The 25,865-nt window shown below is 41.2% G+C and carries 24 protein-coding genes and 3 tRNA genes; 7 read left to right on the plus strand and 20 right to left on the minus strand.

Annotated elements, in window-relative coordinates; translation table 11 throughout:
* The 3 genes from RM556_RS14380 (at nt 1) to RM556_RS14390 (ending at nt 3,140) form a co-directional block, all read left to right on the plus strand.
* Nucleotides 1–690, plus strand: a complete 690-nt coding sequence (locus RM556_RS14380) for a response regulator transcription factor (RefSeq protein WP_311374939.1) — start codon at nt 1–3, stop codon at nt 688–690.
* A complete protein-coding gene (locus RM556_RS14385; RefSeq protein ID WP_311374940.1) occupies nt 683–1,912 on the plus strand; it encodes a HAMP domain-containing sensor histidine kinase in 1,230 nt (409 codons plus the stop codon). Before RM556_RS14380 ends, RM556_RS14385 begins: the two co-directional genes overlap by 8 nt.
* A gap of 79 nt (nt 1,913–1,991) precedes the next feature.
* Entirely contained in the window at nt 1,992–3,140 is a 1,149-nt protein-coding gene (locus RM556_RS14390; RefSeq protein ID WP_311359848.1) for a serine hydrolase domain-containing protein, read from the plus strand.
* Between the two features lie 96 nt (nt 3,141–3,236).
* Here the strand turns inward: RM556_RS14390 and RM556_RS14395 are convergent, their stop codons facing one another.
* The 5 genes from RM556_RS14395 to RM556_RS14415 form a co-directional block, all read right to left on the minus strand.
* Nucleotides 3,237–3,818: a hypothetical protein gene (locus RM556_RS14395; RefSeq protein ID WP_311359847.1), complete on the minus strand. Its 582-nt coding sequence runs from the start codon at nt 3,816–3,818 to the stop codon at nt 3,237–3,239.
* Nucleotides 3,819–3,887: 69 nt separating this feature from the next.
* Nucleotides 3,888–4,574, minus strand: a complete 687-nt coding sequence (locus RM556_RS14400; RefSeq protein WP_311374941.1) for a hypothetical protein — start codon at nt 4,572–4,574, stop codon at nt 3,888–3,890.
* A 109-nt stretch (nt 4,575–4,683) separates the two neighbouring features.
* Nucleotides 4,684–5,079 (minus strand): hypothetical protein, encoded by a 396-nt coding sequence (locus tag RM556_RS14405; RefSeq protein WP_311359845.1) that lies wholly within the window; start codon nt 5,077–5,079, stop codon nt 4,684–4,686.
* Between the two features lie 145 nt (nt 5,080–5,224).
* Entirely contained in the window at nt 5,225–8,305 is a 3,081-nt protein-coding gene (locus RM556_RS14410; protein ID WP_311374942.1) for a hypothetical protein, read from the minus strand.
* A gap of 130 nt (nt 8,306–8,435) precedes the next feature.
* Nucleotides 8,436–8,666: a hypothetical protein gene (locus RM556_RS14415; RefSeq protein WP_311359843.1), complete on the minus strand. Its 231-nt coding sequence runs from the start codon at nt 8,664–8,666 to the stop codon at nt 8,436–8,438.
* A 182-nt stretch (nt 8,667–8,848) separates the two neighbouring features.
* Between RM556_RS14415 and RM556_RS14420 the strand changes: the two genes are divergently transcribed.
* On the plus strand, nt 8,849–10,252 hold the full coding sequence (locus tag RM556_RS14420) for an MBL fold metallo-hydrolase (RefSeq protein WP_311374943.1): 1,404 nt from the start codon (nt 8,849–8,851) through the stop codon (nt 10,250–10,252).
* A gap of 187 nt (nt 10,253–10,439) precedes the next feature.
* The gene (locus RM556_RS14425) at nt 10,440–10,874 is read left to right on the plus strand and encodes a universal stress protein (protein ID WP_311359841.1); all 435 of its coding nucleotides are present in this window, start codon (nt 10,440–10,442) and stop codon (nt 10,872–10,874) included.
* Nucleotides 10,875–10,941: 67 nt separating this feature from the next.
* On the opposite strand, the gene RM556_RS14430 is transcribed toward RM556_RS14425, so the two are convergent.
* Nucleotides 10,942–11,577, minus strand: coding sequence for a DUF4304 domain-containing protein (locus RM556_RS14430; RefSeq protein WP_311374944.1), 636 nt, complete (start codon nt 11,575–11,577; stop codon nt 10,942–10,944).
* A gap of 250 nt (nt 11,578–11,827) precedes the next feature.
* Between RM556_RS14430 and RM556_RS14435 the strand changes: the two genes are divergently transcribed.
* Together RM556_RS14435 and RM556_RS14440 are read left to right on the plus strand one after the other, a co-directional pair.
* Nucleotides 11,828–12,238, plus strand: a complete 411-nt coding sequence (locus tag RM556_RS14435; RefSeq protein ID WP_311359839.1) for a phosphate ABC transporter substrate-binding protein — start codon at nt 11,828–11,830, stop codon at nt 12,236–12,238.
* 11 nt (nt 12,239–12,249) lie between these two features.
* Nucleotides 12,250–13,389 (plus strand): porin, encoded by a 1,140-nt coding sequence (locus RM556_RS14440; protein ID WP_311374945.1) that lies wholly within the window; start codon nt 12,250–12,252, stop codon nt 13,387–13,389.
* Between the two features lie 99 nt (nt 13,390–13,488).
* Here RM556_RS14440 and RM556_RS14445 read toward each other — a convergent pair whose 3' ends face one another.
* From RM556_RS14445 to RM556_RS14510, 14 genes are all read right to left on the minus strand, one after another.
* On the minus strand, nt 13,489–15,921 hold the full coding sequence (locus RM556_RS14445; RefSeq protein WP_311374946.1) for a DNA polymerase II: 2,433 nt from the start codon (nt 15,919–15,921) through the stop codon (nt 13,489–13,491).
* Between the two features lie 205 nt (nt 15,922–16,126).
* Entirely contained in the window at nt 16,127–17,461 is a 1,335-nt protein-coding gene (locus RM556_RS14450; RefSeq protein ID WP_311359836.1) for a type II toxin-antitoxin system HipA family toxin, read from the minus strand.
* A gap of 2 nt (nt 17,462–17,463) precedes the next feature.
* Nucleotides 17,464–17,838 carry a helix-turn-helix domain-containing protein gene (locus RM556_RS14455; RefSeq protein ID WP_311359835.1) on the minus strand — a complete coding sequence of 125 codons (375 nt, stop codon included), beginning with the start codon at nt 17,836–17,838 and terminating at the stop codon, nt 17,464–17,466.
* Nucleotides 17,839–18,331: 493 nt separating this feature from the next.
* Nucleotides 18,332–18,421 (minus strand) — tRNA-Ser (locus RM556_RS14460).
* Nucleotides 18,422–18,520: 99 nt separating this feature from the next.
* Nucleotides 18,521–19,579 carry a quinolinate synthase NadA gene (gene nadA / locus RM556_RS14465; protein WP_311374947.1) on the minus strand — a complete coding sequence of 353 codons (1,059 nt, stop codon included), beginning with the start codon at nt 19,577–19,579 and terminating at the stop codon, nt 18,521–18,523.
* 191 nt (nt 19,580–19,770) lie between these two features.
* A tRNA-Lys gene (locus tag RM556_RS14470) sits at nt 19,771–19,846 on the minus strand.
* 30 nt (nt 19,847–19,876) lie between these two features.
* Nucleotides 19,877–19,952: transfer RNA gene (locus tag RM556_RS14475), tRNA-Lys, on the minus strand.
* 144 nt (nt 19,953–20,096) lie between these two features.
* Nucleotides 20,097–20,915 (minus strand): tol-pal system protein YbgF, encoded by an 819-nt coding sequence (gene ybgF / locus RM556_RS14480; protein WP_311374948.1) that lies wholly within the window; start codon nt 20,913–20,915, stop codon nt 20,097–20,099.
* A 6-nt stretch (nt 20,916–20,921) separates the two neighbouring features.
* On the minus strand, nt 20,922–21,497 hold the full coding sequence (gene pal / locus RM556_RS14485; protein WP_311359831.1) for a peptidoglycan-associated lipoprotein Pal: 576 nt from the start codon (nt 21,495–21,497) through the stop codon (nt 20,922–20,924).
* Between the two features lie 31 nt (nt 21,498–21,528).
* The gene (tolB, locus tag RM556_RS14490) at nt 21,529–22,914 is read right to left on the minus strand and encodes a Tol-Pal system beta propeller repeat protein TolB (protein WP_311359830.1); all 1,386 of its coding nucleotides are present in this window, start codon (nt 22,912–22,914) and stop codon (nt 21,529–21,531) included.
* An 11-nt stretch (nt 22,915–22,925) separates the two neighbouring features.
* Nucleotides 22,926–23,762 carry a cell envelope integrity protein TolA gene (tolA, locus tag RM556_RS14495; RefSeq protein ID WP_311359829.1) on the minus strand — a complete coding sequence of 279 codons (837 nt, stop codon included), beginning with the start codon at nt 23,760–23,762 and terminating at the stop codon, nt 22,926–22,928.
* A complete protein-coding gene (tolR, locus tag RM556_RS14500) occupies nt 23,752–24,174 on the minus strand; it encodes a protein TolR (RefSeq protein ID WP_311359828.1) in 423 nt (140 codons plus the stop codon). Before tolR ends, tolA begins: the two co-directional genes overlap by 11 nt.
* A 46-nt stretch (nt 24,175–24,220) precedes the next feature.
* Nucleotides 24,221–24,904, minus strand: a complete 684-nt coding sequence (gene tolQ, locus RM556_RS14505; protein WP_311359827.1) for a protein TolQ — start codon at nt 24,902–24,904, stop codon at nt 24,221–24,223.
* Nucleotides 24,894–25,364, minus strand: a complete 471-nt coding sequence (locus tag RM556_RS14510; protein WP_311359826.1) for a tol-pal system-associated acyl-CoA thioesterase — start codon at nt 25,362–25,364, stop codon at nt 24,894–24,896. The genes tolQ and RM556_RS14510 overlap by 11 nt, the downstream gene beginning before the upstream one ends.
* Between the last annotated feature and the right edge of the window lie 501 nt (nt 25,365–25,865).

Below are 25,865 nucleotides of genomic sequence, written 5' to 3' on the forward strand. Positions count from 1 at the left end.
ATGAAAACCCAAATGAGTGTCTTACTGATAGAAGACAACCAAGCCATCGCCACTCAAATAGCTAACTTCCTTGAAAATCTTGGATGGTTAGTCGATTACTCGGCGACAGGTACACAGGGCGTCGAACTTGCCCTAAACCATCATTTTGATGTAATTATTTTGGACCTGAATTTACCAGATATAGACGGCTTGAAAGTGTGTACTGAAGTGAAAAAGCAAGCACAAGTTAATGTTCCCATCTTAATGTTAACTGCGCGAGACGCATTCGAAGACAAAGTAAAAGGATTCGGACAAGGCGCTGATGACTATCTAACGAAGCCATTTGATCTACGCGAGTTAGTCCTTAGATGCGAAGCGATGGCAAGACGCCCGAAGTTACATGAAAACACAACAATTACTGAAGGTAAGCTAAAAATTGATAAGAGAGCCTATGAGGCGTCATGGGATGGTGAGGTATTCAAAACAACAAAGGTGGGCTTTACTCTTTTACAAAAACTGCTGGAAGAGTACCCCTACCCAGTAAGCCGTTCTGAACTATTGCAACATGTTTGGGGCGATGAGCCGCCCGAAAGCAATGCACTCAAATCACATATATATGCTTTACGCAAAGCGATTGATAAAATGGCTGGACAACAAATTCTTCATACTATCAGCAATATTGGCTACCAGTTGAAGGCCCTTAATGATTAAACTTAATAGCCTAAACAGCCGGCTATTGCTGGCATTTGCAGGGCTATCAATCATCATCTGTTTGTTTTTCATTCGCCTATCGGCGTTGCTTATTGAGACTGCTGAAAATAATGTTTACCAATCACTATTAGCGAATGAAGTGAGCAAACTCAAGAATCAATTGCCCCTTCATAGCCACAAGAACTCTCCACTCGACTACATTGCTATCTATACAAGTGAATCAACAATTCCGCCTTCAATAGCAGCGAATGTTCAACGCTCGTCGTCTGGCGAATTTCACCTTAACAAAGAAAACAATGAGGCTAGCACGCGTTACTTCATTTATGATTCCATCATCGATACTCAGGGTCGGCCAATTTATATCATATTCGATATCTCAAAGTTGAACGCTAACAAACATTTGAGTGGATTTAAGTCATTATTTTTATACAGCATTTCGGCCAGTGTAGTGGTACTTTGCTTACTTAGTTCGTGGTATTTGGCCAAGTGGTTATCGTCACCAATTAGGCTGCTGACTAAAGATATTGCCAATAGACATTCACAACCTACCCAAACACTCTATGGCATTGATCGCGAAGATGAGATTGGTCAACTTGCGAGTGCACTAGATGCATCTTATGCCCAAATTCAAGCTTTACTTGAACGTGAGCAAAATTTTACTCGTGATGTAAGTCATGAGTTGCGAACACCGATTACGCTTATCAAAAACACGCTTGCGATGCATTCAAGTAAAGAACTAGGAAATGAAGCAACAAAGGTTGTTTCTCAGGCATCAAATGAACTAGAACAAACTGTTGAAGTATTATTGGCTTTAGCGCGACAAGAAAACTTATGTTTTGAAGAGTTAGTCTTATTGCCAATTATCGAGAAAACAGTGCTGAATATTTATAATAGCTATCCTGATTCAAGTTTTGATGTGAGTATTAAAGTAGACACTAAACTCAGAGCCACAGGTAATCCTTATCTGATCAGCTTGTTATGCCAAAACTTAGTGAATAATGGCTTTTACCATAGCAACAGTGCAGGTATGAAAATTAGTTCTGATGGCGCACTATTAATATTTGAAAACAACATAAAGGGAGAGGTTCAACGCCCCTATTATCAGGGACTTGGTCACGGACAATATCTTGTTAATCGGATAGCTGAAGAAATGAATTGGCAGATTGATATCAGCCAGAAAACAGGCGTCTATCGGGTGATCGTAGATACCCAACTGAGCTAGAAAATTCACTTCAACTTCACCGCAGCCACCTTAAAGTTTAATTGGACAATTATCCATTTCATACTTTAAGGAAACGACTATGTTTAGTAAAAATCCATTTAAACCTTTATTGCTGGTTTCAGCAATCACACTGGGCTTAAGTGCCTGCAATGGCAGTGATAACAACGAGTTCTTCACTCCATCACAAGACATTGATTATCAGCAAATTATCAATGAAGCTGTAGAGGGTGACTTGCCGGGTGTTATTTTAGCTATTGAATCACCAGAAATGAATTTTGTTGGTAGCGCTGGTGTATCAAATTTAACAACATTAGCTCCAATGCAGATTGATGACGTCATGCCCACCGGCAGTTCAGGAAAAAAAGCAACAGCTCTTCTTGTCGCGATGTTGCACAGAGATGGCTTGCTTGATATTGATGATACTATTGATACTTGGCTGCCAGACTCAATTCTGTCAAAAATAGAGAACAGCGAAAGCATCACACTTCGTCAGTTATTAAACCACACTGCGGGTGTTTACGACTACCTCGACCCAGCTAGTTCAGCACAATGGTACGATGCCTTAATCAACGACCCTACATCACTGAAAACAGATAGCTTTGCACTTGAATTTGCTCTGGATAAACCGGCTTACTTCGAGCCTGGAGAAGGCTTTCATTATTCAAATACACACTACTTATTGGCGGGTTTAATTATGGATTCAGTGCTTGGCGAACATCACTCTGTTGCCATGCGAAACAGGATCTTTATTCCTTTAGGTTTAAATCATACCTACTATAATGGTTTAGAAAAGGATCTTGGCTCAACTATTTCGGGTTACGTGATCTTTGACGAAGATTTAGAAGATTCTAAAGTAATCTATGAGAACATTGGTGTAGCCGATGCCCCTCTCGTATCATCAGTACAAGACATGAACCTATTGCTAAACGCAATACTGACTGACGACTCAATTATTGGAGAAGACATTCGAGATTTGTTAATTGGCGAAAATTCCATGGTGACAATTAACTCAAACGATTCTTACGGCCTAGGTCTATTCAAAGAGGCTGGTAATGGCAGAGCAGCATATCATCATGGTGGCGATGAACCCGGTTATAAAACAGAGAATTACCACCTTGTGAATGAAGAGACAACTATTTCAATGTTTGTTAACTGTAATGGTTATGATGCCTGTATTAGTCAAAGTCAACAACTGATGCAATCTATTGTGGTTTCATTGCTCAAGTAGCATTGTTCTAAAATTTAAAGGCTTAAATCAGCGGGCAATAAAAAAGGTAAAAACATCGTTTTTACCTTTTTTTGTGCTTTATTGTATTTCAATAGTTTAAAAGGTGTAGCGCCCAGTGATCGCAAACACTTCTGAATCAGAAAACTTAGTATAAGAAGCCCCTGCAACAAAGTCGCCAAAAGTGTACTGTGAACCAAGTGTGTAATACTTCTGATCAGATCCTTTTTTCCATTTTTGAATGCCAAGACCAGCATACACTTCTACGTCTTCAACAAGCATATGCCTGATACTTGTATTAAGACTGTAGTAATTGGTCTCATCTCCTGCTCTCAGTTCACCTTTGCGATAATCAAATTCAATTTTCCCGTAGCCCAAAGAGTAATCGAGTGCCGTGTTGCTTGATAAACGCTGAATATATCCGGCCTTAACTTGCCATTGGTCAACATCAAACTTGATATCATTGGCAGTATCATCAGCACTGAAGTAAGTGACTTCAGTAAATACATTAGGGTAAAATTCGTAGCTTCCCTTTACTTCAAAACCTTTTGCTTTGAAGCCTACAATATCTGCAAATTCAGTTTGAATTGCTGCTACCTGCACAAAGTCGTATGAGAGTTGCTCAGCTGAAGCTGAGCCAAAGGTGCTTAAAAGCGCGATAGATAAAAGTGTTTTTTTCATAATTTCCTCAAAATAGATTATTAATAGACCTAGTCCATTTTCCATTTTGAGAGTGAATAACGGGTGAATTTATGGCGTTATATATTTGTATCGTTCAAGAAACAGGAGTCTCGCAACCCATAAAAACCAAACAACCTGCAGCAAGCCAAATACAGCTCCCACTTCTTTTAAACTAGGCACTAGCGTCAATAAGCCAAACCCACAAATCACGTAGCCAAAATATACGATACTGTTTCCAAAGCGACCTTCTTTTTGTAGGCATGCGTTCATCATAAGCACCCAGATAGCCCCCACCCATTCCGCTCCTTCACCTAAGCCCATTTGAACTGCATAGATGTCACGCCATAGCTCGGTGATACCAGCTGAGAACTCGTAGTCTTGAGAAAATAAAAATTCGATGGAAAAAATAGCAATAAAGCCACTGGCAAAGATATAACAAGCCCATAGGTAACTCGCTAAGGTCGTCATTTGCTCAAGAGGTTTCTGCTCGCGGCCATCCGGCTCTAGCAGAGCGACGCTCAACACCAACAAACTGGCACCAAACACCACGTAGACAAGAAAGTACCAAAACTGCATAAAGCCAGTAAATTTAGTGAGAGTTTCAAGCCTCGCGTCTGGCCCACTGTTAAAGTCTGGGACAACCACAAGGATAAGGGTTAAACCAAGTATGAAACTACTCGCACAAATCAAAGCCGCGACAACACCGTGTAGTTGTCGCTTTCTATTACGAAGGTGGACACTGCTTAATTCAGACAAAAATGGGCTTCTTACGATTGATTCAGAGCGCCATTATAAGTCGCTATTTCAATTTATTCAGCTAGGAAATGTAAGAAATTGTCACCAACCAGCAGAAAAGGGGTCAGAGTTAGTTTTGGCTAACACACTCAATTTGGCGAAGCTGATAACCGGAAACAAACCAATTTAGACCGACGAAATTTTGTGGGTTAACTTCAGCTAAAAGACAAAGATGTTCATTCGGCATTACTTTAATCGTTAAATCATTGCTTAAATCAGCATGTGCTCTAATTTGAAACGTTTGTAAGCCAGCAGGCACTTGAACATCTAGTTTATCCGCTGGGGACAACGCAACATGATAGTTATCAGCCCATCCTACATAAACATCAACAGCACTTCCTTGCACTTGATCACTTCGATAAATAGTCACTGTTGCATAAGGCTGTTCCTCATCAATGACATTTGGGCTAACAGACACGCAGGCCGAAAGAGTGCATGCTAACGCGAGAGCTAAAAAGATTTTCATGAGTGCTATCTCCTATTTATAGCTTGTTTATAAGTTTGGCTTAAAATCAGGAGGATAATGTATGACGGGTGAAATAGAGGTAAAAACAGAGTTGGTTTATTTGTATTCACCAACTCTGCGTTTTCGATAGAAACGATGTTGCTTTTTATTTCAAAACAATCACCCTTGGCGCTTTACCTTCTTTCTCCAAAGTAATCGTCACCAAGAACAAAGACTTTGCTTCAGCTGGTTTGCACAACTCTGATAGAACAGACATGAACATCAGTAACTGATAGTTCACATTTGATGGAATTCGTAGCTTTTCCTTGACCCAGGTAGCGCCAACTGAATTAACGTCAATCCATGGGTTAATAGCTTCTTCCATAGCATCTTGTAGACTCGCTAATTGTTGCTTAAATACCTTCATGCCTGTTTCTTTTTCTGCTTGTGATAAGGAAGAGAACAACCTAACTTCTTTGTCAATATGACTGAGAATACTGGGTAAACTCGACAGGCCTTTAGATTCTTGCCCTAAGTCTGTTAGGTCTAGCACTGCAGCTTTAAAGCGTTTTGCACTGCCCGATATAGCCCCATCCATTTTGGTACTTTCCCAAAAATTATCATCAAGATAATTCGTATTCTTAAATTTACTTTTTAAATTAGACCGAAATTTTCTAGGGTTAATAATGAAATTCTTTTTATTTGTTACGGCGAAATCAAAGAACGCTGAATAGTCTAGTTCTCTTTCTACTGCTTTGTATGCACTATAGATAGGCTCTAAAAATTTTCGCCGATCAACGTTCACATAAATAGCTCTTAAAAAATCAGCAGCCATATCAAATAACGGATCGGCTTCTAGCTCTGTTAATTGCTTATAAACGAACTTACTAGAAAGCATTTGTATACTAACCGTACTTTTTTTGTAGAGACCACGGTATTTATCGAACTCTACCAATGCCCTTTCGATTGCTTTAGGTGACACAATCTCTGGCAATTCATGCTCTAGATTACTTAGGTGTGCTTTTGTAAAGCTAAATGACTTAAAAATGTCTTCCATTTGCTGCTTTGAATGCATTTGTTTGTCAACATTACGGTAAGCTAGATTAAAGGTTGTGTCTGTTTTACCGCTCAACGCAGCATTAGCGAATTGATAAGCTAGGTTTGCAACGGCTTTACGCTCTTCATGTTTTCCTAAGGCCGTATCTGAAATTTCCAAGCGATTAATTACGCTAAGACTTCCACCGGCATCTGTTTCAATGCTGAGGTCTCCAACGCTAACCTTTTTTTGGCTGAAATCTATGCCCATAATGGACAAGCTCTGAGATAGCTCTTGTTGCATGGTTCGTTGAATTCTTTGGGTGCGGTCTTTGATGAGAATTTGACCATCTATCGCTAAGCTTCTCATTAATCGATTCGCTGCTTGGTCAGCACCGACAACTAGCAATTGATACAAACTTTGCGCGGACTTTGAATTGCTGAGGAACACGACTGTAAAACCTAAAGCTTCGGACTCCATCAGTGATTTGCTTTGCTCATGTGCAATCGCTAATTTGATCGTTTGTGCTTTTTTGACGCCTTCGTTCACTCGCGTTTTAAATTCTTGGTACTTTGTTAATGCTTCTGAAAAGATGTCAGTCGTAATTTGGTCTACTCTTTCCAACTGAGATTTTATTTCTTTACTCAAGGATTCAATTGGTGCAAGCACCTTTCGACCTTCATTTGTTACCTTGGCTTTTATCTTATCAACAAAACTTTGTGCTTGGGCTTCTACCTCGGTTTGCCAACCACCAATAACCGTACTCAAACCATCAACAGCAGCTTTTAATATCTGTTTCTTTTCAGCGTTTGAACCGGGTAATTTATCCAGTTCACTACCAAACTGTTCCATCAAAGTATCAATGACCTTTCGAGATAACTCTGTAGGATCCAATTTTACACTCAACACCTCGGAATCGAAGAACTCTTGTATTTGTTCACCGAGCATTTCTGTGACAACCTGATCAGTATTTTTCTCACCTAAGACTAGCTGCGAGATTGAGGCGTACCAAGCACCTTCGTCAAGCTCATCTTTAATCTTCTTCAATATCGTCTTGCCTGGAGTGCTATATTTTTCAAGCTCGGCGATCAACTCGTCCCCTCGGCCAAATATAATATCGGTATATTCTGTGACGATTTTATCAAGCCCTGTGAACTCAGATTTTAGCGACAAGCTAAAGTTACTCGAATTCACCGTTTTCTCATCAAAGCTCACTTTTATTTCGAGTTGATTATCTTTATTTTTGCGCATAAACAGCTCTGTATCACCCTCATAGGTGTGTTTACGCGAATACCCAGCGGCGGCAGTAACCTCGGCAGTTAGCGATTGATTATTTATATCTGTACTTGTACTAAATGATTCGCCAAGGGCAACTTCCCCCCAAATCGATAGCTGCCTTCTTCCTCTTACCGTAATTGCTCGAAAACCTTGGTTATTGATGAACTGCAGGTGTTTTTGCATGCTCTTGATATTCCAAGGCTTCATGCCATCAGAGTACATTGCCCACAGCGCTTTATAACTCGGTGTTGCCGTGTTTATTTGGTAATAAGTATCGAGCTCAATTTCTGCGCCAAAGCTAGCGCCAATTGATGCTGAAATCGATTGCAACTTAGCCGATGCCTTCCCGCCTACAAGGAAACTGGCGAAGGCATCCTGATTAATAACAACATCGCCCTCTTTCACCGGCATCGCCAATAAATCCTTTGCTTGCTCGTGATTTAGAACATTAATACTGAACTTAGCGTCAGCTTTTACTGAATAGCCCAGTTCAAACTCTTCTTTTGGAGACACTGTATGCTCTTTCGTAAACTTGATATCTTTTTCAAAAGACTCCTGTTGACCAATGGGCAGGACTAACTCTTCGCCTTTAGCCAAAAACGCTTTCGCTTTTTCGACGCTCACTAAGGCTTTTTTGAAGGCGTCGGTACTCGTTACATCAGTGCTAGCATTTAGGTTTAGATGGCTCATTTCATCATTGGTCAAATTGATGAAATTTGTGAGCTTTTCGATAGAGGGACTTGCTAAAAGCTCTTGAGCATTCATTTTTAGGCGTATTAGCAAATCTTTGATAAGTTGAGCATCATCAATCGCAGCACTCGCCTCATCTAGTTTTTCGTCAATCTCGTTAATTTTTTCAATGAGGTCTTTTAGATTGCCGACGACAAGTAATTCTTCAGGCACTAACTTGGTGTAATCAGAAAGGCGTTTCATTACGTTCTTCCTTTAAAAGTACCGAATCACTCGCTTCGGCTGCGTACATCCATGTAGGTAACAGCTTGTTTGTTTTATGAACAGTATGAGGTGCTAAAATGTAAAATGCAAGATAGTGAAAAAAGCGTGATCAATCTTTACGACTCTTGTCATCACTATCTAAGGGGTCATGTTCTATTACTATCCCATCGCTTGGTTCATGCATATTTGCCTTTGGCGACTTACCGAAAAACCGCATGAATAGGACATACAGCAAGCCGATACCAGCGAGAACCAAAAATACAAAGAATAATGTCACCATTAAATAGACTGCTAAGGCGAGCACTACTATGGCAGCGGCGAAACGAAAAACTTTATTCATATGAGTTGTCCATGTTGACTAAATACCTGAGCTTTTGTGCTCACATCATTTAATACAATAGTGTAGTTCATTAGTGTTGAATTTACAGTGGAAGTTCAGTTCAAGGATTAATGTAATTACGCACTTTCCTAACTGTTTGCTAAGGTTAATAGATACAGGTTTTATAAAACGGAAAAGTTAACATGGCGACAGTTAGAATATTGGGTGCAGCACAAGAAGTTACGGGATCTTGTCACTTAGTGGAATCTCCTGCCTTGGGTAAAGTCCTGTTAGACTGCGGAATGCATCAAGGAGCAAATTCTCTTAAGAAAATAGGAAGAGAAGATTTTGACTTTGAACCTTCTGATATTGATGCTGTGGTGTTATCTCACGCTCACTTAGACCACAGCGGACTGCTACCCAAGTTAGTTAGTTTGGGGTTTAAAGGACCTATTTATTGTGCTGACGCTACTGCTGATTTGTTAAAAATCATGTTGCTAGACTCAATCAATATTTATTTGGGTGATCTCGAACGAGAAAACAGAAAACTGTTGCGCAAAGGAAAAAGCCCACTTGAGCCAGAATACAGTGAAGACGATGTGCATGAAGTACTGTCTCTTTGCGTTACGAAGAATTATAACGAACGCTTTACTCTCAGTGAGCAAGCAAGTTGCATATTTTTTGATGCTGGCCACATACTAGGGTCTGCGATTGTACAATTAACTATTCAAGAAAAAGGCAGTTCAAAAACACTCGTATTTTCGGGCGATTTAGGCAATAAAGAAGCCGTCTTAATGAAGGACCCGAGCTTTTTAGACAAAGCAGACATTTTGCTAGTTGAGGGAACTTATGGAGACAGAAATCACCGTCCAATTGAAGACACCGTCAAACAGCTTAGGGAAATTATTGTAGAAACTGAAAAACGTGGTGGCAACATTATGATCCCGGCTTTTGCGGTTGGTCGAACTCAAGAAATATTGTTTTATCTCGGCCAGTTGCATCGAGAGGGACTTTTGCAAAACTGGCAAGTGATACTCGACAGTCCGATGGCTATTGAAATTACAAAAATTTATGACAAATGGTTTTCCTCCTTAGATAGCAAGGATATTGATCAAGCAACCCCAGACGCGCACTCCATCACCAAAGACTTCATTCCTAGTTTATTTTTATCTGTTACGCCAGAGAACTCAATGGCAATTAATCGAATCAACAAAGGAGCGCTTATTATTGCCGGAAGTGGCATGTGCACCGGCGGCAGGATTCGACATCACTTCAAAAGTCGAATTTGGGACAGTAGAAACACAGTTATATTTTGTGGTTACCAAGCAATGGGAACCTTGGGCAGAATGTTAGTGGATGGTAAAAAAATGATCCGAATATTCAATGATAGTTTTGCCGTTAAAGCTAAAGTAGAAACCCTAGGTGGGTTTTCTGCTCATGCAGGACAAAGAGAGCTTATAGAGTGGATTACGCAATTCAAACCAACACCAAACGTCGTATTGGTTCATGGCGATGCGCTAGCCTTAGATAAGCTGTCTTTCGTTTTATGGGATAAGCAAAACATCAACAGCATCATACCGACAAAGGGGCAAGCGATCGCATTCTAACAAAGCTAAGCATCATAACGCCCTTGCGTTCTACTACTAGGTTTGCGTTTTTACACAAATTACTGTGACAGACTATTTCCGCTCATCTCTTGACCTACCTCAAACTTGTTTTCACCTCAGTTGCTAAGCTTATAGTGAAGTAAGAAAGACGACACATACATTGACATAATATTAAGAGGGAAACACTATGAGTAACTACACAAAAATTTTAGTGGCAATCGATATTCATGCACAGTATGAGCAGGTGATAAATAAAGCACTGAATGTTTGCTCGTCAATAGAACAGCTTAATTTGGTCTACGTGCCACTACCAATGACATACATCAACCCTTATCTTTATGGATTAGATTACAACCAAATCAATGAAGAAGAGCGAATGGGTAAAGCGCGTCAGCAACTTCACGATATCGCTGAAAAGTTTGGTATCGACAAGCAAAACGTACACTTTAAGGTGGGCGATGCCGCTGACGAAATTCATAACATTGCAAATCAAATTCATGCAGACTTAATAGTCATAGGAACACATGGAAGAAGTGGTATTAAATTATTACTTGGATCTACCGCTAATTCTGTCTTGCACGGTGTTAAACAAGACGTGTTAGCAGTGCGTGTGCAGGATTAATAGTTAATATAAATAAGAGCAAAAAACGTAATGAAAATTGCGTTTTTTGCTAATGGACGCATAGTACCTATTCTGGCAGTTTTACTAAGTTACCGTTAGCAGTCTCCAAACCCATCATGCTTCGGCTTCTCAAAATAGTGCCATGAAGTGAGTTAATAAACGCTTTCTCATCCTGCAAAAGAAACATTAAGTCTTTCGCTCTACTTTGTATAGCCAACTCCCAGCCCATTGAATAAACGTCATCGCATATTATTTGGAAGCTTTCCTTTGCCTTCTTGGTATTTCCTAACAATGCCGAAAAAATACCAGCATACAGACTATTCCAAATAGTACGCTGTTCCATGGATTGATAATAATCAAAGAATGCTTTCACTGAACTGAATTTATTTTGTAGCTCTTGGGCAACTGCTGCTGCTTGACTAACCATACTTTCAAGCGTTGATTCAAAATCATCTGTTTGCGCATCTGCGAAAGGTGAGAGCCTTTTGGATATATGAAAAGTCCAACCAGAAGATTCGTAGAGAAAATGATTCACAGCAATATTCACATACGTACCTTTTGAGAATGAGCTCGGTTGAAACTCAATAATCACTGCCCACCAACCATTATCTTTAAACCAAATTCTGGACTTTCCTGAGCGAACAAAACCTAAAGGTTTTAGTGTTTCCTTTGCATTTTTAGCGATTAATTTATTGTGGTCCATTTCAATGTTCTCTCGGCTTACGTTTGCGTTTTATGCAGTGATTAAGGGGGCGATAAAGTCGCGTGGTTATTCTGACCTGCATACTACTTAATATGAAGATGTCGCGTCAGTCAAAAAAATACTCATAAATATAAAATAAAATTCCTAAAAATTGCCGTGAATGTGCCGTTACATAAGGGAGAGGTAAAGATTTATTAAGCAGTAGCACTTCACTTCGATAACATTCACTCACAACTATAGGAAACACTCTATGTTAAATAAAGCATTAATTGGAGCGCTACTGGTGTTGCTGTCTAGCACAGCAATGGCAGAAATTGCGGTTATTGTGCATCCGTCCAATAACGACGCTATAGACACAAAAGTTGTACAACGAATCTTTTTGGGCAAAGAAAAGAAATTTCCAAGCGGCGCCGAAACAGTTGCCGTCAATCAAGTTGGCGGCAGCGAAGTTAGACAATCTTTTGATTCCGATATTTTAGGAAGAACTTCTAGCCAAGTATCAGCTCATTGGTCAAAACTGGTGTTCACTGGTAAAGGTGTACCACCTAAAGAAGTAGACAACGACGCAGCCGTCATTGAACTGGTTTCTCAGAATCCAAGTGTTATTGGCTATGTTGATAAAGCATCCGTCACTGATGCTGTCAAAGTTATTTCACTGTAAGGGGACTCAATATGAAATCATTTAATAAACTATTCACTCTGTCATTAGTTACATTGGCAGTAAGCTCTGTTGCTCATGCCGATGTTCGAATAAATGGGTTCGCTAACTTTACTGGTGGAATTGCTTCCAGTGAAGATACTTTGTATGGGTTCGAAGATTCCATCGATTTTGCAAACCAGAGTTTATTTGGCCTTCAAGTCAGTGGCGATGTCTCAGAAAATGTCACGGCTACAGGTCAAATAGTTACTCGAGGTTCAGATGACTTTAGTGCTAATTTTGAGTGGGCTTATCTTACTTACGCCGCAACAGAAAACACGAGTATATCGATTGGTCGCCTAAGAATGCCGCTATTTAGATACTCGTCATCATTAGATGTTGCATATTCATATCACTGGGTAGTTGCTCCAGCGTCGGTATACGACGTGCCATTTAACAACATCGACGGTGTTCGTGTGGACTATGCCGGATACAGCGGAGATTGGGAGTATGGGCTACAGTTCGTTGTAGGAAACGTTAACAACGAGTTTACGCTAGGTGGTCAGCCAGGTGAGTTAACCATCAACAATGTCGCTCTTGTTAGTGCAGATCTTGCATATGAGAATTGGAAGTTTAGAGGTGTCTATGCCGCGGGTAAGGTCACATTTGATATTCCTGCTTTAGACGCACCTCTGGGACAACTAGGCCAAATATCAAGCGACTTTGAAAGCAAATTACAAGCTGTTGATGATTCGGGCGTATTCTATGGCGCGAGTATAGAATACGATGCTTTTAACTGGTTTGTTGCCGCTGAATATACAGGCATCGAAATTGAGGATTCATTCTATCCTCAAGAAGAAAACTACTATGTCACCGCGGGTATTCGTGCGGGTAAATGGACACCGTTTATTACCTACGAAAAGTCTGACATCAACCGTGATCCGAAATTTGTTGGCGACATCGCTGCCTTCCCTGCTCCGTTGCAGGTGCCATTAACTCAGTTAGTGGTTGGTATTCAGCAAAGTGTTATGTCGGAAAACAATACACTATCAGTGGGAACTCGATATGACTTAAGCACAAGCATTGCACTGAAAGCGGATATCACTAAATTCACCAACGACATTAATGACGAAGAAGATTCGTTAGTTCGCTTCGCAGTTAACTACGTCTTTTAGTTCTTAAAAAAACACATTGCACGCCGGAAAAGGAGTATTTAAGCGTGCATTTTTACAAACTATTTCTGAAATATTCTTTCAAGGGGCACAGTATCCACACTACCTAAACAAATCTAACTGGTCGTTCGTGATCTGATTAAAGCTTGTTGATATGAAAGGTAGGATAGCATCTGCTATCGCAGTTAATTGCCGCTCGATGTAGAATGGATAATCAATCGCTGAATTAATGTACTCCACAGGCTGCGGACCACTCACCGTGATCACGTATTCTATCCATCCTTTTTTTTGATACTTTAGTGGCTTCTTTAGCAGCTTGTTGTGCTCATCAGCTAAGCGCGCAGCTCTTACATGCGGTGGCACATTCTTCACATAATCTTCTAAATTGCGCCTAATACGCTTGCGGTATATTAATTTGCTATCAAATTTTCCTGCTAGCGTATCGGCAACCGTTTTGCGCACGTAGTCTTCAACAGGTTGCTCGTTAAATACTTTGTGGTATAGCGTCTGTTGGAATTCTTTGGCAAGTTCGGTCCAATCGGTACGAACACTTTCCAAGCCTTTGAAAACAAGTGCTTGCTCACCGTTTTTATCAACTGTGCCTGCATAGCGCTTCTTCGTACCAATATCCAAGCCGCGTATTGTTGGCATAAAGAACTTAATAAAGTGCGTTTCAAATTCAATTTCTAACTGACTATCGACCTTAAAGCGTTCTTGAATATTTTGCTGCCACTCATCATTGATGAACGTTTGTAATTGTTTGCCTAAATGCTTGCATTCATCGGCACTTTTATCATCCCCCACATGCACGAATATCGAATCGGTATCCCCATAAATAACCTTGTAGCCCTTGGCTTCAATCCACTTTTTCGTGGTAATCAATAATTCATGACTGCGTTTAGTAATAGAGCCTGATAAACGAGGATCGAAAAACCGGCAACCCGTTGAACCCAGCACACCATAAAATGAATTCATGATAATTTTTATGGCTTGAGATAAGGCGGCGTTCTTTTCTTTTTTCGCTTTGTCTCGCTCCTTCCACAAATTATCAATTATGTTGGGCAGAAAATGCTTATCTCTGGAAAAGTAAGCGCCGTCAAAACCTTCAATTGCGCTTGAAGGTGAATTTAGTCCTTCGATCAAGCCCATTGGATCAACATTAAAGGTTTTGATAATACTGGGGTAAAGACTCTTAAAATCGAGCACTAACACATTGTTGTACAAGCCGGGAATTGAATCCATCACAAAGCCGCCAGGCGAGACTAAACCTGAGGTACCATCTCCCATATTCGGCGCGACATACCCTGCTCGGTGTAATTTAGGTAAGTATAAGTTAGTAAAGGCCGCAACAGAGCCGCCCATTCGGTCTAACTCCAAACCTGTTAGATGTGCTCTTAACATGGCAAATTCTAGCAGATGCGTTTTTTCGAAAATGAGCCACACTAAACGAGAATCTTCAAGGTTGTATGCAGCCAGCGCAGGTTTATTATTGATAAAATTTTCGGTAATTTCGGCCAAGCGACTTTCTACGTTGTCGACCTTTTTGCCAATACCCAGCAGCTCTCTAGCGACATTTTCCAATGAGAAGCTAGGAAAGCTATAAGTGGCTGTTTTTAATAAGTCGATACCATCAAGCACTACCCTACCCGCAATTGAAATATATTTGTTGTCACTGTTTCGATTTTTTCGCCAATACGGCTTGCGGCCATCGCGACCAATAGCAAAGTCAATATTGTGTAGATCACAGCGTTTTTGCAATAAATCGAAGTCAAAGTTGATCACGTTCCAGCCAATAATGACGTCAGCATCGTAGTCCTTGAACCATGCTATGAATTGAACCAGTAATGCGTGCTCATCTTCAAGCCAACGTATGTAAGGGAGAGAATTTTCTTGAGCTTCGCCAATCATGAACACCACTTGCTCAGTATCACTGTATGCTGCAATTGAATACAAAGCACCATGGCCCTCATCATCAGTAACCGCGCATTCAATATCAATTGAAATCATTGCCAAGTGAACATCGCAATCACCGGGCTTACATTTAGCGTTTTTTATCGTGAGGTGCTTGCTATTAGCCTCATTGTTGTTAGCTATTTTGTTGACATTTCCTTTATATTGAGCGCTGTCTGTTTCGTTGCCCACAAATGCGATTTTGGCAGTTATAAAGCGCTCCATTAAATAGCGTTCATCGGGACGAAAATCATCCTCATAAACCTTAATACCGTGCTGCTTCAAGGCATCACGAGCCGCATAGAAGTCCTTCATAAGTTTAAAATAAATAGCTGATACCGATTCATGACCAAAGGTTTTTATTGGCAGTTGCTTATAAGAGGCGAAGTGAAGTTTATGCTTCGACAATAAGCCTAATACATTATCGATCTGACTCGATTCAATAAAGAACAAGGCCTGCTCGTTTTCAATCGTCAGTTTTACAGGCCCATTTTCAGTTTTTAACCAAAGTGTGATAACAATGCCTGAACGAGTGTCTTGGGCATGTCGAGTTAATAAAAAGCCTGTTTGTTGGGGAATTTGCATTTAGATGACGAACTTTGCTTGATGCCAGAGACTGTTGTGAGCAGTGTAATATATCTGAGCTTGAGTGTGTGAAGAAAATAAGGTTTTAATCAAGGTGTATTGGAGTGCTTTGCGGTGTTTTGATACACAATTTCAAATTACGGTGCCTTCTGCATTTAAACTAAAACCAGATTAGGCAAGAGCAAACTATTAAATCAAATACTGGCTACAAATCTTCGCCAAGATAAAGTCGATGAGCTTCGCCGACCTCTTTAACTAATTGAGACATATTACCAAAATCAGCCAAGCCGGACACCTTTGCAAAATGGGACCAATTAGCTACAGACGACACCACTCTCCTAATTATCTTTTTCGCTTTCGCTTTGGATAGATCTCCATGACTGGCAACGGCAAACAAATCATCTATTGTTATTTCTTTTGCCTTGCCATTGATCGTCATCTGGTGTCGGCTTGTCCAGCCAGCGCCATTGCTATAAGTGATGTCATAGGCTGGCGACAGTGACCACTGACCGGTTTGATCCATTAAAAACGAAATATTCTTAGTATGATCATCTTGGTTGACGGCCACTACATTAAACACCATACGAACATAGAACTGCTCAATCTCTTTTGCTGACAAGCCTAATTCACGCATAACGCCAATGGCCTGTTCATAGGAATAAGCACCCGATTCATTAAAATCGTAGTGGGCAATCCCACACAGTGATTGCATGTGAAGCTTGTCACCTCCATTTAATCGGTCAAAACGTTTAGTCATAAAGTGAGAGCGACCATTCTCGTTAAATATTCGGCTTTCATTCATGTTGACGCCAGCGTCGATTGCCATCAGATAATAGGCATACTCCAGTAGACCAAACCCTTTTGGATCAGCCAACAGCTCTTTATCTTTGTTGCCATCCACGCCATCAAACTTTAACAGGTAATAATCAAAGCCGTGCCCTGCTGGTGCTTGCCCGGTTTTGATCACGTTGGTCTTTTTATTCCATGCAATAACAGCTTTTGCTCTGGCACCGCCTGCTGAGGTGCCCACAAGAATGATTTGTTCAACTGCCTCTTGCTTACCCTGCTCCGAATTTTCAAGGGGAACATCAAGCTCTGTTTTTTCTTGCAGGGCTTTATTGGCAAGCGCCACTAATTCATCTAATTGCACTTCGGATGTTGTTTCTTTTATCGAGCCGACCGCTGGCCTGAACTCCAATCCCCCCATTCCGCGAGAGCCGATGTAGCATAAACGCTCAATGGGGCTAAATGACTCAGGTGTACGCGCATTTCTTTCTAGCCATTGATCGATCAAACGATTACCAAACTTGTCTGGCAAGCTGTCAGCCAACAAGCCTGGCAAGCCCTTAAAAGTCTCGTTTGATAGCTCACTGAACGAATACGCTTTGTTGCTTAGCGGCATCTTAATTGGGGATAGCTGAATTCCTGAGCGCTGAAAATACCGGTCATACTCAAAGTACCCTAATTCGTTTTGCCAAATGACTGAGCCTATTTTAGTGTCCCACAAATACACATCGGCTTTTTCTAGCACATCACCCATTTTCAATCCTTAGTATTATCTGTGTGTGGTATGACTTTATTCCATTCAAACGGCTCGTTACTGGATTGCTTCTTCTTACCTTTTGCTGCACGTTTACGTACTTGATTCTTCGTGGTGAGCAACGAAGTAGATCGCACAGGTGGTTTAGGCATGAAGTTATCCAACTCGTGCAACTTCCCTAGAGCACGTAATATCGAAATGATTTTTTCAAAACCAACACTTCGCTTACCACCTTCCAAGCTTTGGACAGTGCTTACATTCACACCAGCCTTGTCTGCCAACTCTATTTGTTCTAAGCCTTCATTTAAACGTGCCAGCAAAAAGCGCTGCCCCATCTCCATCATGATAGCCTTGTTGTTCATTTTTTCTAGCTTCATAATATTGCTAATTAACATCATTGTAGAATATAAGAACAATTATAATGTTTATATTCATTATTATGCAACCCTTTTAATAGTGTACATTTTCACTATAAAAGCATTAAAACCCCGATACATTAGATTTATTCACTATAGAAATCGCCAAGGGGAATATAAAAGGGATTTATCAGCAAGCTACTAGTCTAAGAAAGTACGATAATACGATTGGATTGATTATCAAAATGAAAAAATTTGTAGTCAATATCGGTAAATTGGCGACATTTTATCATATGCGCTTCAATATCAACCGAGCCTTCTGCATGTTTCGGTCGACAATACCCTCGCGGATACGAAAAAAATAATTTGATGAATTTTTGTACTAATAGAGGCAGGTTGATGTATTTTTTTGCATCGTCTTCTGCCTTGTTGAGACAGAGTAGCGTGACAGAGTTTCAAAAACTCTAAAACTGCGGTGCTGTAGCCCTTATTCTATAAGGGCTTCAACATTATCTGGCGGAGAGAGAGGGATTCGAACCCTCGTTAGGTTTAACCCTAAACACACTTTCCAGGCGTGCGCCTTCAGCCACTCAGCCACCTCTCCTAAACTGTGTTTGCCAATCAGGAATTAGCAAATGCGGCGCGTATAGTAGGGAAAACCATCGCACCTTTCAAGCATTGATTTTCTTTTACGGAGTATTAGCTACGCATTGCCCTTTAATTTCATATTTAACTCAGCAGCAAAGCCCAACATACGATCTAGTGGCACTAAAGCGCGTTGACGTAAATCATCGTTCACAAAGACTTCGCGACCGTCATGGTCTAGTAGCGCATCACGCATTGCTTCTAAACCGTTCATCGCCATCCACGGGCAATGAGCACAGCTTTTACACGTTGCTCCATTACCTGCTGTTGGTGCTTCGATAAATTCTTTGTTTGGCGCTAGCTGCTGCATTTTGTAGAAAATGCCTTTATCTGTTGCCACAATAAATTTGTTGTTAGGAAGCTCTGTCGCGGCTTTTATTAATTGAGACGTAGAACCAACTGCATCGGCCATCTCTACCACGCTAGCGGGCGATTCTGGATGCACTAGGACTGCTGCATCAGGATGTAAGTGCTTAGCTCTCTCTAGGGCCTGCGCGCTGAACTCATCATGTACAATACATTCGCCGTCCCACATGAGCATCTCAGCACCCGTTTCTTTTTGAATGTAAGCACCCAAGTGGCGGTCTGGACCCCAAATAATTTTTTTGCCTTGGCTATCTAGGTGTTCAACGATTTCTAGTGCAATGCTAGATGTTACTACCCAATCTGCCCTCGCCTTCACCGCAGCTGAAGTATTCGCATACACCACCACAGTATGATCAGGGTGTGCATCACAGAAAGCTGAAAACTGCTCTACTGGACAACCTAAGTCCAAAGAACAAGTTGCTTCTAGGGTTGGCATGATGACGGTTTTCTCTGGGCTTAATATTTTGGCAGTTTCACCCATGAATTTTACGCCAGCAACAAGCAAGGTTTTTTGCTCCGCGTCACGACCAAAGCGAGCCATTTCAAGAGAATCAGAAATGCAGCCACCCGTTTCTTCTGCTAAAGCTTGAATCACGGGGTCCGTATAATAGTGTGCAACTAATACCGCGTTTTTTTGTTGCAGCAAGGTGCGTATTTCCGCTTTCAGTTGTTCTGCATAATCTGAAGTGATTGGAATAGGCTTTGCTGGAAAAGGATATGAAATTCGTTCTGCTTTTACCGCGTTTGTCATGAGCTTTAAAGTATTTTTCAATGGTTTGATTATTATAACCTAGTGCAATAAAAAGTTCACAATTTGCTAGTAGGCTGGGGAAATAAATTTTACGTTGAATGCAATGTTATTAACTATTGCTGTCTATTTCTGTGATTTGCTAATTTGAATGTGCAAGGAAGGATGTAAATATTTGCACATAGATTTTGAAGTGGTGGGTCGTGCTGGATTCGAACCAGCGACCAATTGATTAAAAGTCAACTGCTCTACCAGCTGAGCTAACGACCCACTTTCAAAAGGATAGTTGATGTAGATAATTGGTGGGTCGTGCTGGATTCGAACCAGCGACCAATTGATTAAAAGTCAACTGCTCTACCAGCTGAGCTAACGACCCAATTGCATCTCTTTCAGTTGCGTATCTACGTCAACGGCGGCATATAATACTCAAATCGAAACGCGGTGCAACCTTTAAATGCGTTTTATTTAATTTAATTTACGATTTGCGTGTAAAGTAAACAAAAAGCTCGTAATTAAAAAATTACAAGCTTTTTAGTTGCTCATTTGCCAAGCGACTTGGTGTCGAATCTGGGTACTCATTTATCACTTGCTCGAATAAACTTCTGGCTTGTGACAAATTATTCACCGATTTTTCGACCATTCCTAGCTTCAAAATTGCATCAGCACGTTTTGGAGAATCAGGGAAATTATTCACTACGCTCTCAAACTGCTCTCGTGCGCCGTCCCAATTTTGCTTATTGAACAATAGTTGTCCTAACCAATAATGTGCATTGTCGGTATAACTAGAGTTTGGAAAATCACTCAGGAAACTTTGAAAGGCTGGAATTGCGTCATCATAATTGCGATCTTTCAGAATTAGATTAACCGCAGACTGATACGCTTGCTCTTCAGATTGCCCTGTTGGAATACTTGGCGTGGTGCTTGGCACACTTGGAGTGGCTCCAGTAGATTGACCCAGCGATGTCGTTTGCTCTGACAGCTTAGCAAAACGATTATCAAGCTCTAAGTACAATTCACGCTGACGTTGCAGTATTTGCTCCAGTTGATGGTTATGTAGCTCAATAGAGCCTCTTAACTCATCGACTTCCGACTGCAAGGTATCAAGCTGCATTTGCACTCGCTGCTGCGCTTCCACACGGCTTTTATCTTTTCTTTCTAAAATCAGTAAGCGGGTTTCGATATCGGTTGGATTCGCAATCACCAAATTACTGCTGTTAGTTTGTGTTGTTTGTGTCTGCTCAGTTTCTTTTGGATCGTTTAGATCGACAACAGGCGCTTGAGCGAATGCCCAAGCGCCTGTAAAACTAATGAGACCAACTGTTAGAATTGGTTTAATCATAGGTTCTTATTGATATACCACTACACCACGACGGTTTTGAGCGAATGCATACTCAGACGCGCCTTGTACAGCTGGCTTTTCTTCACCGTAAGATACAACTGAAATTTGTGAAGAGCTCACACCTGCGTTTTGTAAGTAAGTTTGTACTGATTTAGCACGACGCTCGCCTAATGCAATGTTGTACTCTGGCGTACCACGGTTATCACAGTGACCTTCGATAACAATTGATTGACCTGGGTTTTTCACCAAGAATGCCGCATGCATATCTAGTACTGAATGGAAGTCAGACTTCACGTTTGCACCATCGAAGTCAAAATAAACAACGTTTTGATTAGAAAGTTTTTCTTTCTCATCTTCCATCATTTGTTGTGCTTTACGTAAGCCTTCCGCTTTCGCAAGTTCAACTTTACGTGCTTCTTCTTCCGCTCTTGCTTTTGCAGCTTCAGCTTCAGCCGCAGCAGCTTCAGCGGCGCGGTTTTTCTCAGCTTGTATCTCTTCTTCCGTAGGGCCAGATTTACATGCCGCTAACGTTAGTAAAGGTACAACTACCATAAGCGTTTTGAGTGTGTTTTTGTTCAACATACTAGTTCCTTATTATTTTATAAAATTCAATTTATAGTAAAAACGGCGACCAACTCGGAGATTTTACTTCCCCATCAGTCACTGGCTCTCTAAACGAAAAGCGCCCGTCGAGTGAAACCCAGGACAATGCCGAATTACCATTCTCCAGTGCGCTATATATTATCATACTTCCATTCGGAGAAATACTGGGCGACTCGTCTAGGTACGTTTTAGTCAACACCAACATATCACCGTTTTTCAAATCTTGTTTCGCTATATGATAATTGCCTCGCGTTCGATTTACGATCACTAATTGCGAATTATCTGGTGTTACCGCAGCCCCTAAATTCATCTCGCCTTCGAATGTTAGCCTAGTTTTACGGTTACTCGCTAAATTTACTCGATAAATCTGCGGTTTACCACCCCGTTCGGAAGTAAATATTAAGCTTTTTCCATCTGGCGTCCAAGAAGGCTCGGTGTCAATGGCACGATTTCGCGTCACTCGGGTAAGTTTGCGGCTTTGTAAATCCATCACATAGATTTCAGGATTACCGTCTTTAGACAGCACCATTGCTAGCTTCTTGCCATCTGGAGAAAAAGTTGGCGCACCATTAATGCCAGGAAAATCGGTCAATCTTGTACGGCTAGTCGTGTAAATATCTTGAATGTAAATTTGCGAGCGTTTATTTTCAAAACTCACGTATGCCAAACTGTTGCCATCTGGCGACCATGTAGGTGACATCAATGGTTCAGGTGAACTCAATAAGGTAGTCGGGTTTTCGTTGTCATAGTCGGCAATGACTAAACGGAAAGGTTTTGGATTAGTGTCTCTGTCCATCACTTTGATGTATGCGATACGTGTTAAAAATGCGCCGCGCTCACCTGTTAGCTTTTCATACACAATATCACTGATAATATGCGCATACTGTCTGAAGTCTGCACTTTCTATCGTTTTAGAGCGTTGTTCAAGAATGTGATCTCTGGTTAATACCAGTTGGCCATTCTGAAGTGACTTGGATTGTCCACCTGTTGAGATAGCTTGTAACACATCAACAAGTTCGAAGCGCACTGAAAATTGATTCAAACCGCTTGCTTCAATACTGCCCACAACAAGCATATCGATGCCTTTATCGGCCCATGCTTGGTAGTTAATTTCACTATCAGTGCTAGGAAATTGTGGCATGTTCGATAACTTCAATGGACTGAATTTACCACTGCGCTGTAAATCAGATGCAATAACTTCGCTCAAGTTCTCTGGTAAACTTACAGTGCCGGTATATTTGAAAGGGACAATTCCTATAGGACGCGCGGAGTCAACGCCTCCCGTAATGATGATCTCATTAGTGGCTGCACTGACCTGTGCGCTGGCCACGATTAGTGTCAGGAACACAAATAACGTACTTAAGCATTGTTTGGCTGAGCGTAGCTCTTTTATCATTGTTTGAACCATTAATTATTATCCCACCTTAAAATTGTATCTCTTAATTCTTTATTTACGTCTTCATCTGCCGGCATTGGTAAAGTTTTCGCTCGTAGTGCTGCATTTCTAAGCGCTATACAAAGCGCGTCGTCGCCATCAACTTTCCGGGCATCTAAGACTAGACCGTTCGCTGCTATGCGCAATTTCAAGCGACAGGACTTACCCGATAAATTACCCGTTTCTATTAAGTTTTGTTCTATTCGCGCTTTTATTTTGCTATTTGCAATTTGCAGCTCTGACAAAATTTGACGCTGCCTACGCTCATTTCGTTCCGCTTGCTCTTGCGCTATTTGTTCTTGCAAAGCTTTATCTTGTCTGGCTCGTTCTTCAGCCAGCTTTTTCTGGCGCTCTTGTTCAGCCTTTTCTTGCTTTGCTTTTTCTGCTGCCAAACGCGCCTTTTCTTGCAGTTCACGTTCAGCGCGCGCAGCTTCCTCTTTGCGCTTTTTATCTTGCTCAGCCTTTAAACGTTTTGCTTTATCAGCCTTTTCTTGCTGCTCTTTTTTACGTTGTTGATCTCTACGTTTCTGAGCCGCTTCTTGTTCACGTTTTCTTTTTGCAGCCGCCTCGGCTTGTTGCTTCTCACGTTTTTTTGCTTCTAGCACATTGCTGTCGATGAACGTTGCTTCGATGATCACCGGGGCTTTGGTATCTTTTGTTCCCGTCGCCAAGTCGACCGGTTTTGCCGCGAATTGAAAACTCACTAATAACGAAATCACCAAAGCCAAATGCGCACCGATAGAAATCAAGAATGATTTCTTTTTCAGGTCCATTGGCTTACGTGATTTATTTGTTTCTTTAAACGTCATTCGGATCAGTCATCAAGCCAACTGAAGGCGCACCAGCGCTTTGCAATATCACCATCAGTTCGACTACCTTCTCATAAGGCACTTTGCCATCACCATTTACAACGACAGGAATGTTCGGTGATTGCGCGAGTTTGGCTTGAACTAAACCGATCACGTCTGCTGCGGTCAACTCTGCATTCGAGTCATCACCGATGTTCAAATAATAGGAACCCGCTGCATCAATTGACACAATCAACATGTCGTCTTCTTCAGTTTCGATTGTTTTGGCATCCGCTTTTGGCAGATCAACCTTCACGCCTTGTGTCACTGCAGTGGCCGTTGCCATGAAAATAACTAACAACACCAACATAACGTCGATATAAGGCACCACATTGATTTCTGAAACTGGCTTTCTACGTTTTCTTACAAACACTTCACACCTCCTCTATTTGCCAACGTAAGCTATGCACGTGCATCGCCTATTGGTTGGAGGACGCCATATTTTGGCGATTTAAGATAGCTGAGAACTCTTCCATGAAGTTGCCATAAGCGTTCTCTAATTTTTCGACACGATTGCTGAAACGGTTGAATGCAACAACCGCTGGGATAGCCGCAAACAAACCGATTGCTGTCGCAATCAGCGCTTCTGCTATGCCTGGTGCAACCATTGCTAAGGTGGCCTGTTTAACTTGGCCAAGTGCGATAAAGGAATTCATAATCCCCCACACAGTGCCTAATAAGCCGACATAAGGAGAAATCGAACCAACAGTCGCTAAGAATGGCAGGCGAGCTTCAAGTTCATCTACTTCACGAGACATCGTGACACGCATAGAACGATAGGTACCATCCATAATTGCTTCACTAACAGCACCTGATGTTTTGCGTAGACGCACATACTCTTTAAACCCAGAGCAAAAGATCAGGGATAAGCCGGTAAGCTGCGCTCTGGCAGAGAGTTCCTGATAGAGTTTATTGAGGTCAGCGCCGGACCAAAATTTATCTTCGAAGACTTTTACTTCATTGGTCGCTGCTTTTAATACCGCATTGCGTTGAAAGATAAAGGCCCAAGACACCACGGATACCGTGAGTAACAAGAGCATAATAAATTGTACAACTATACTTGCTTCTAAAAACAAGTTAAGGATAGACATTTCAGACTGCACGTTTGATTTCCCTTAATATAAAGTCAGGAATGGCAATAGGTTTCATTTTTCCTAAATCCACACAGGCCACTCTAACTTCAGCGCTTACAAGTAGTTCTTTTTCACTACTCAGATTATTTTTATTATTTTGTATTATATTTTTGTCGAGGCTATCGTCTTTTACTCGATATGCATGTTGCTTGAACAACATACTTGCCTTGCGCAATTCTACTACCTCACAGCTAATACTCAACATATCATTGAATACTGCCGCCTTAGTATTTTGCATATTCAGGTCTTTGACGACAAAACCTACGGATTGTTCCAATAAACTTTGTTGTTCTAAGCCTAAATCTCTCAACCATTCGGTTCTGGCGCGTTCCATGAACTTTAAATAATTTGTATGATAAACAATACCACCGGCATCGGTATCTTCGTAATATACGCGAATAGGTATAGAAAAAACATCTGAATTGTTCAAATTAGCCTCTTATTTTACCCTAGATTTTGTATGGCAATACGAATGTCGATATATCAAAGAAAGTTTCACTTCGACCCAAAAAGCCGACCAACAGTGAGACCTTGTTAAATAAAAGTTGACCAGCTCAAGCAAACCATTAGAAAAACTAATTAATCTAGCAAGTATTTCTAGTTTGATATCTCATCGGATCTGTCTAAAATACGCATCACTTAATTAGTTAACCCAACTTGTCGTTTAGCTATTTATGTTCCCTGATAACGGTATTCCTTCCGTTTTACTTGTTGTTTTGGCCCACCGATTGTGTGGGCTTTTTTTTGCCTGTTTTTTGTCATCCCCGCCTCTCGTCATCCCCGCGCAGGCGGGGACCAGATTCCTGCCTTCGCATTTTGTCATCCCCCGCTTCTCGTCATCCCCGCTTCTCGTCATCCCCGCGCAGGCGGGGACCAGATTCCTGCCTTCGCAGGAATGACAAGTTATCGCAGGAATGACAAGTTATCGCAG

Source organism: Alteromonas sp. W364 (assembly GCF_031846205.1).
In the GTDB taxonomy this organism is placed as follows: domain Bacteria; phylum Pseudomonadota; class Gammaproteobacteria; order Enterobacterales; family Alteromonadaceae; genus Glaciecola; species Glaciecola blandensis.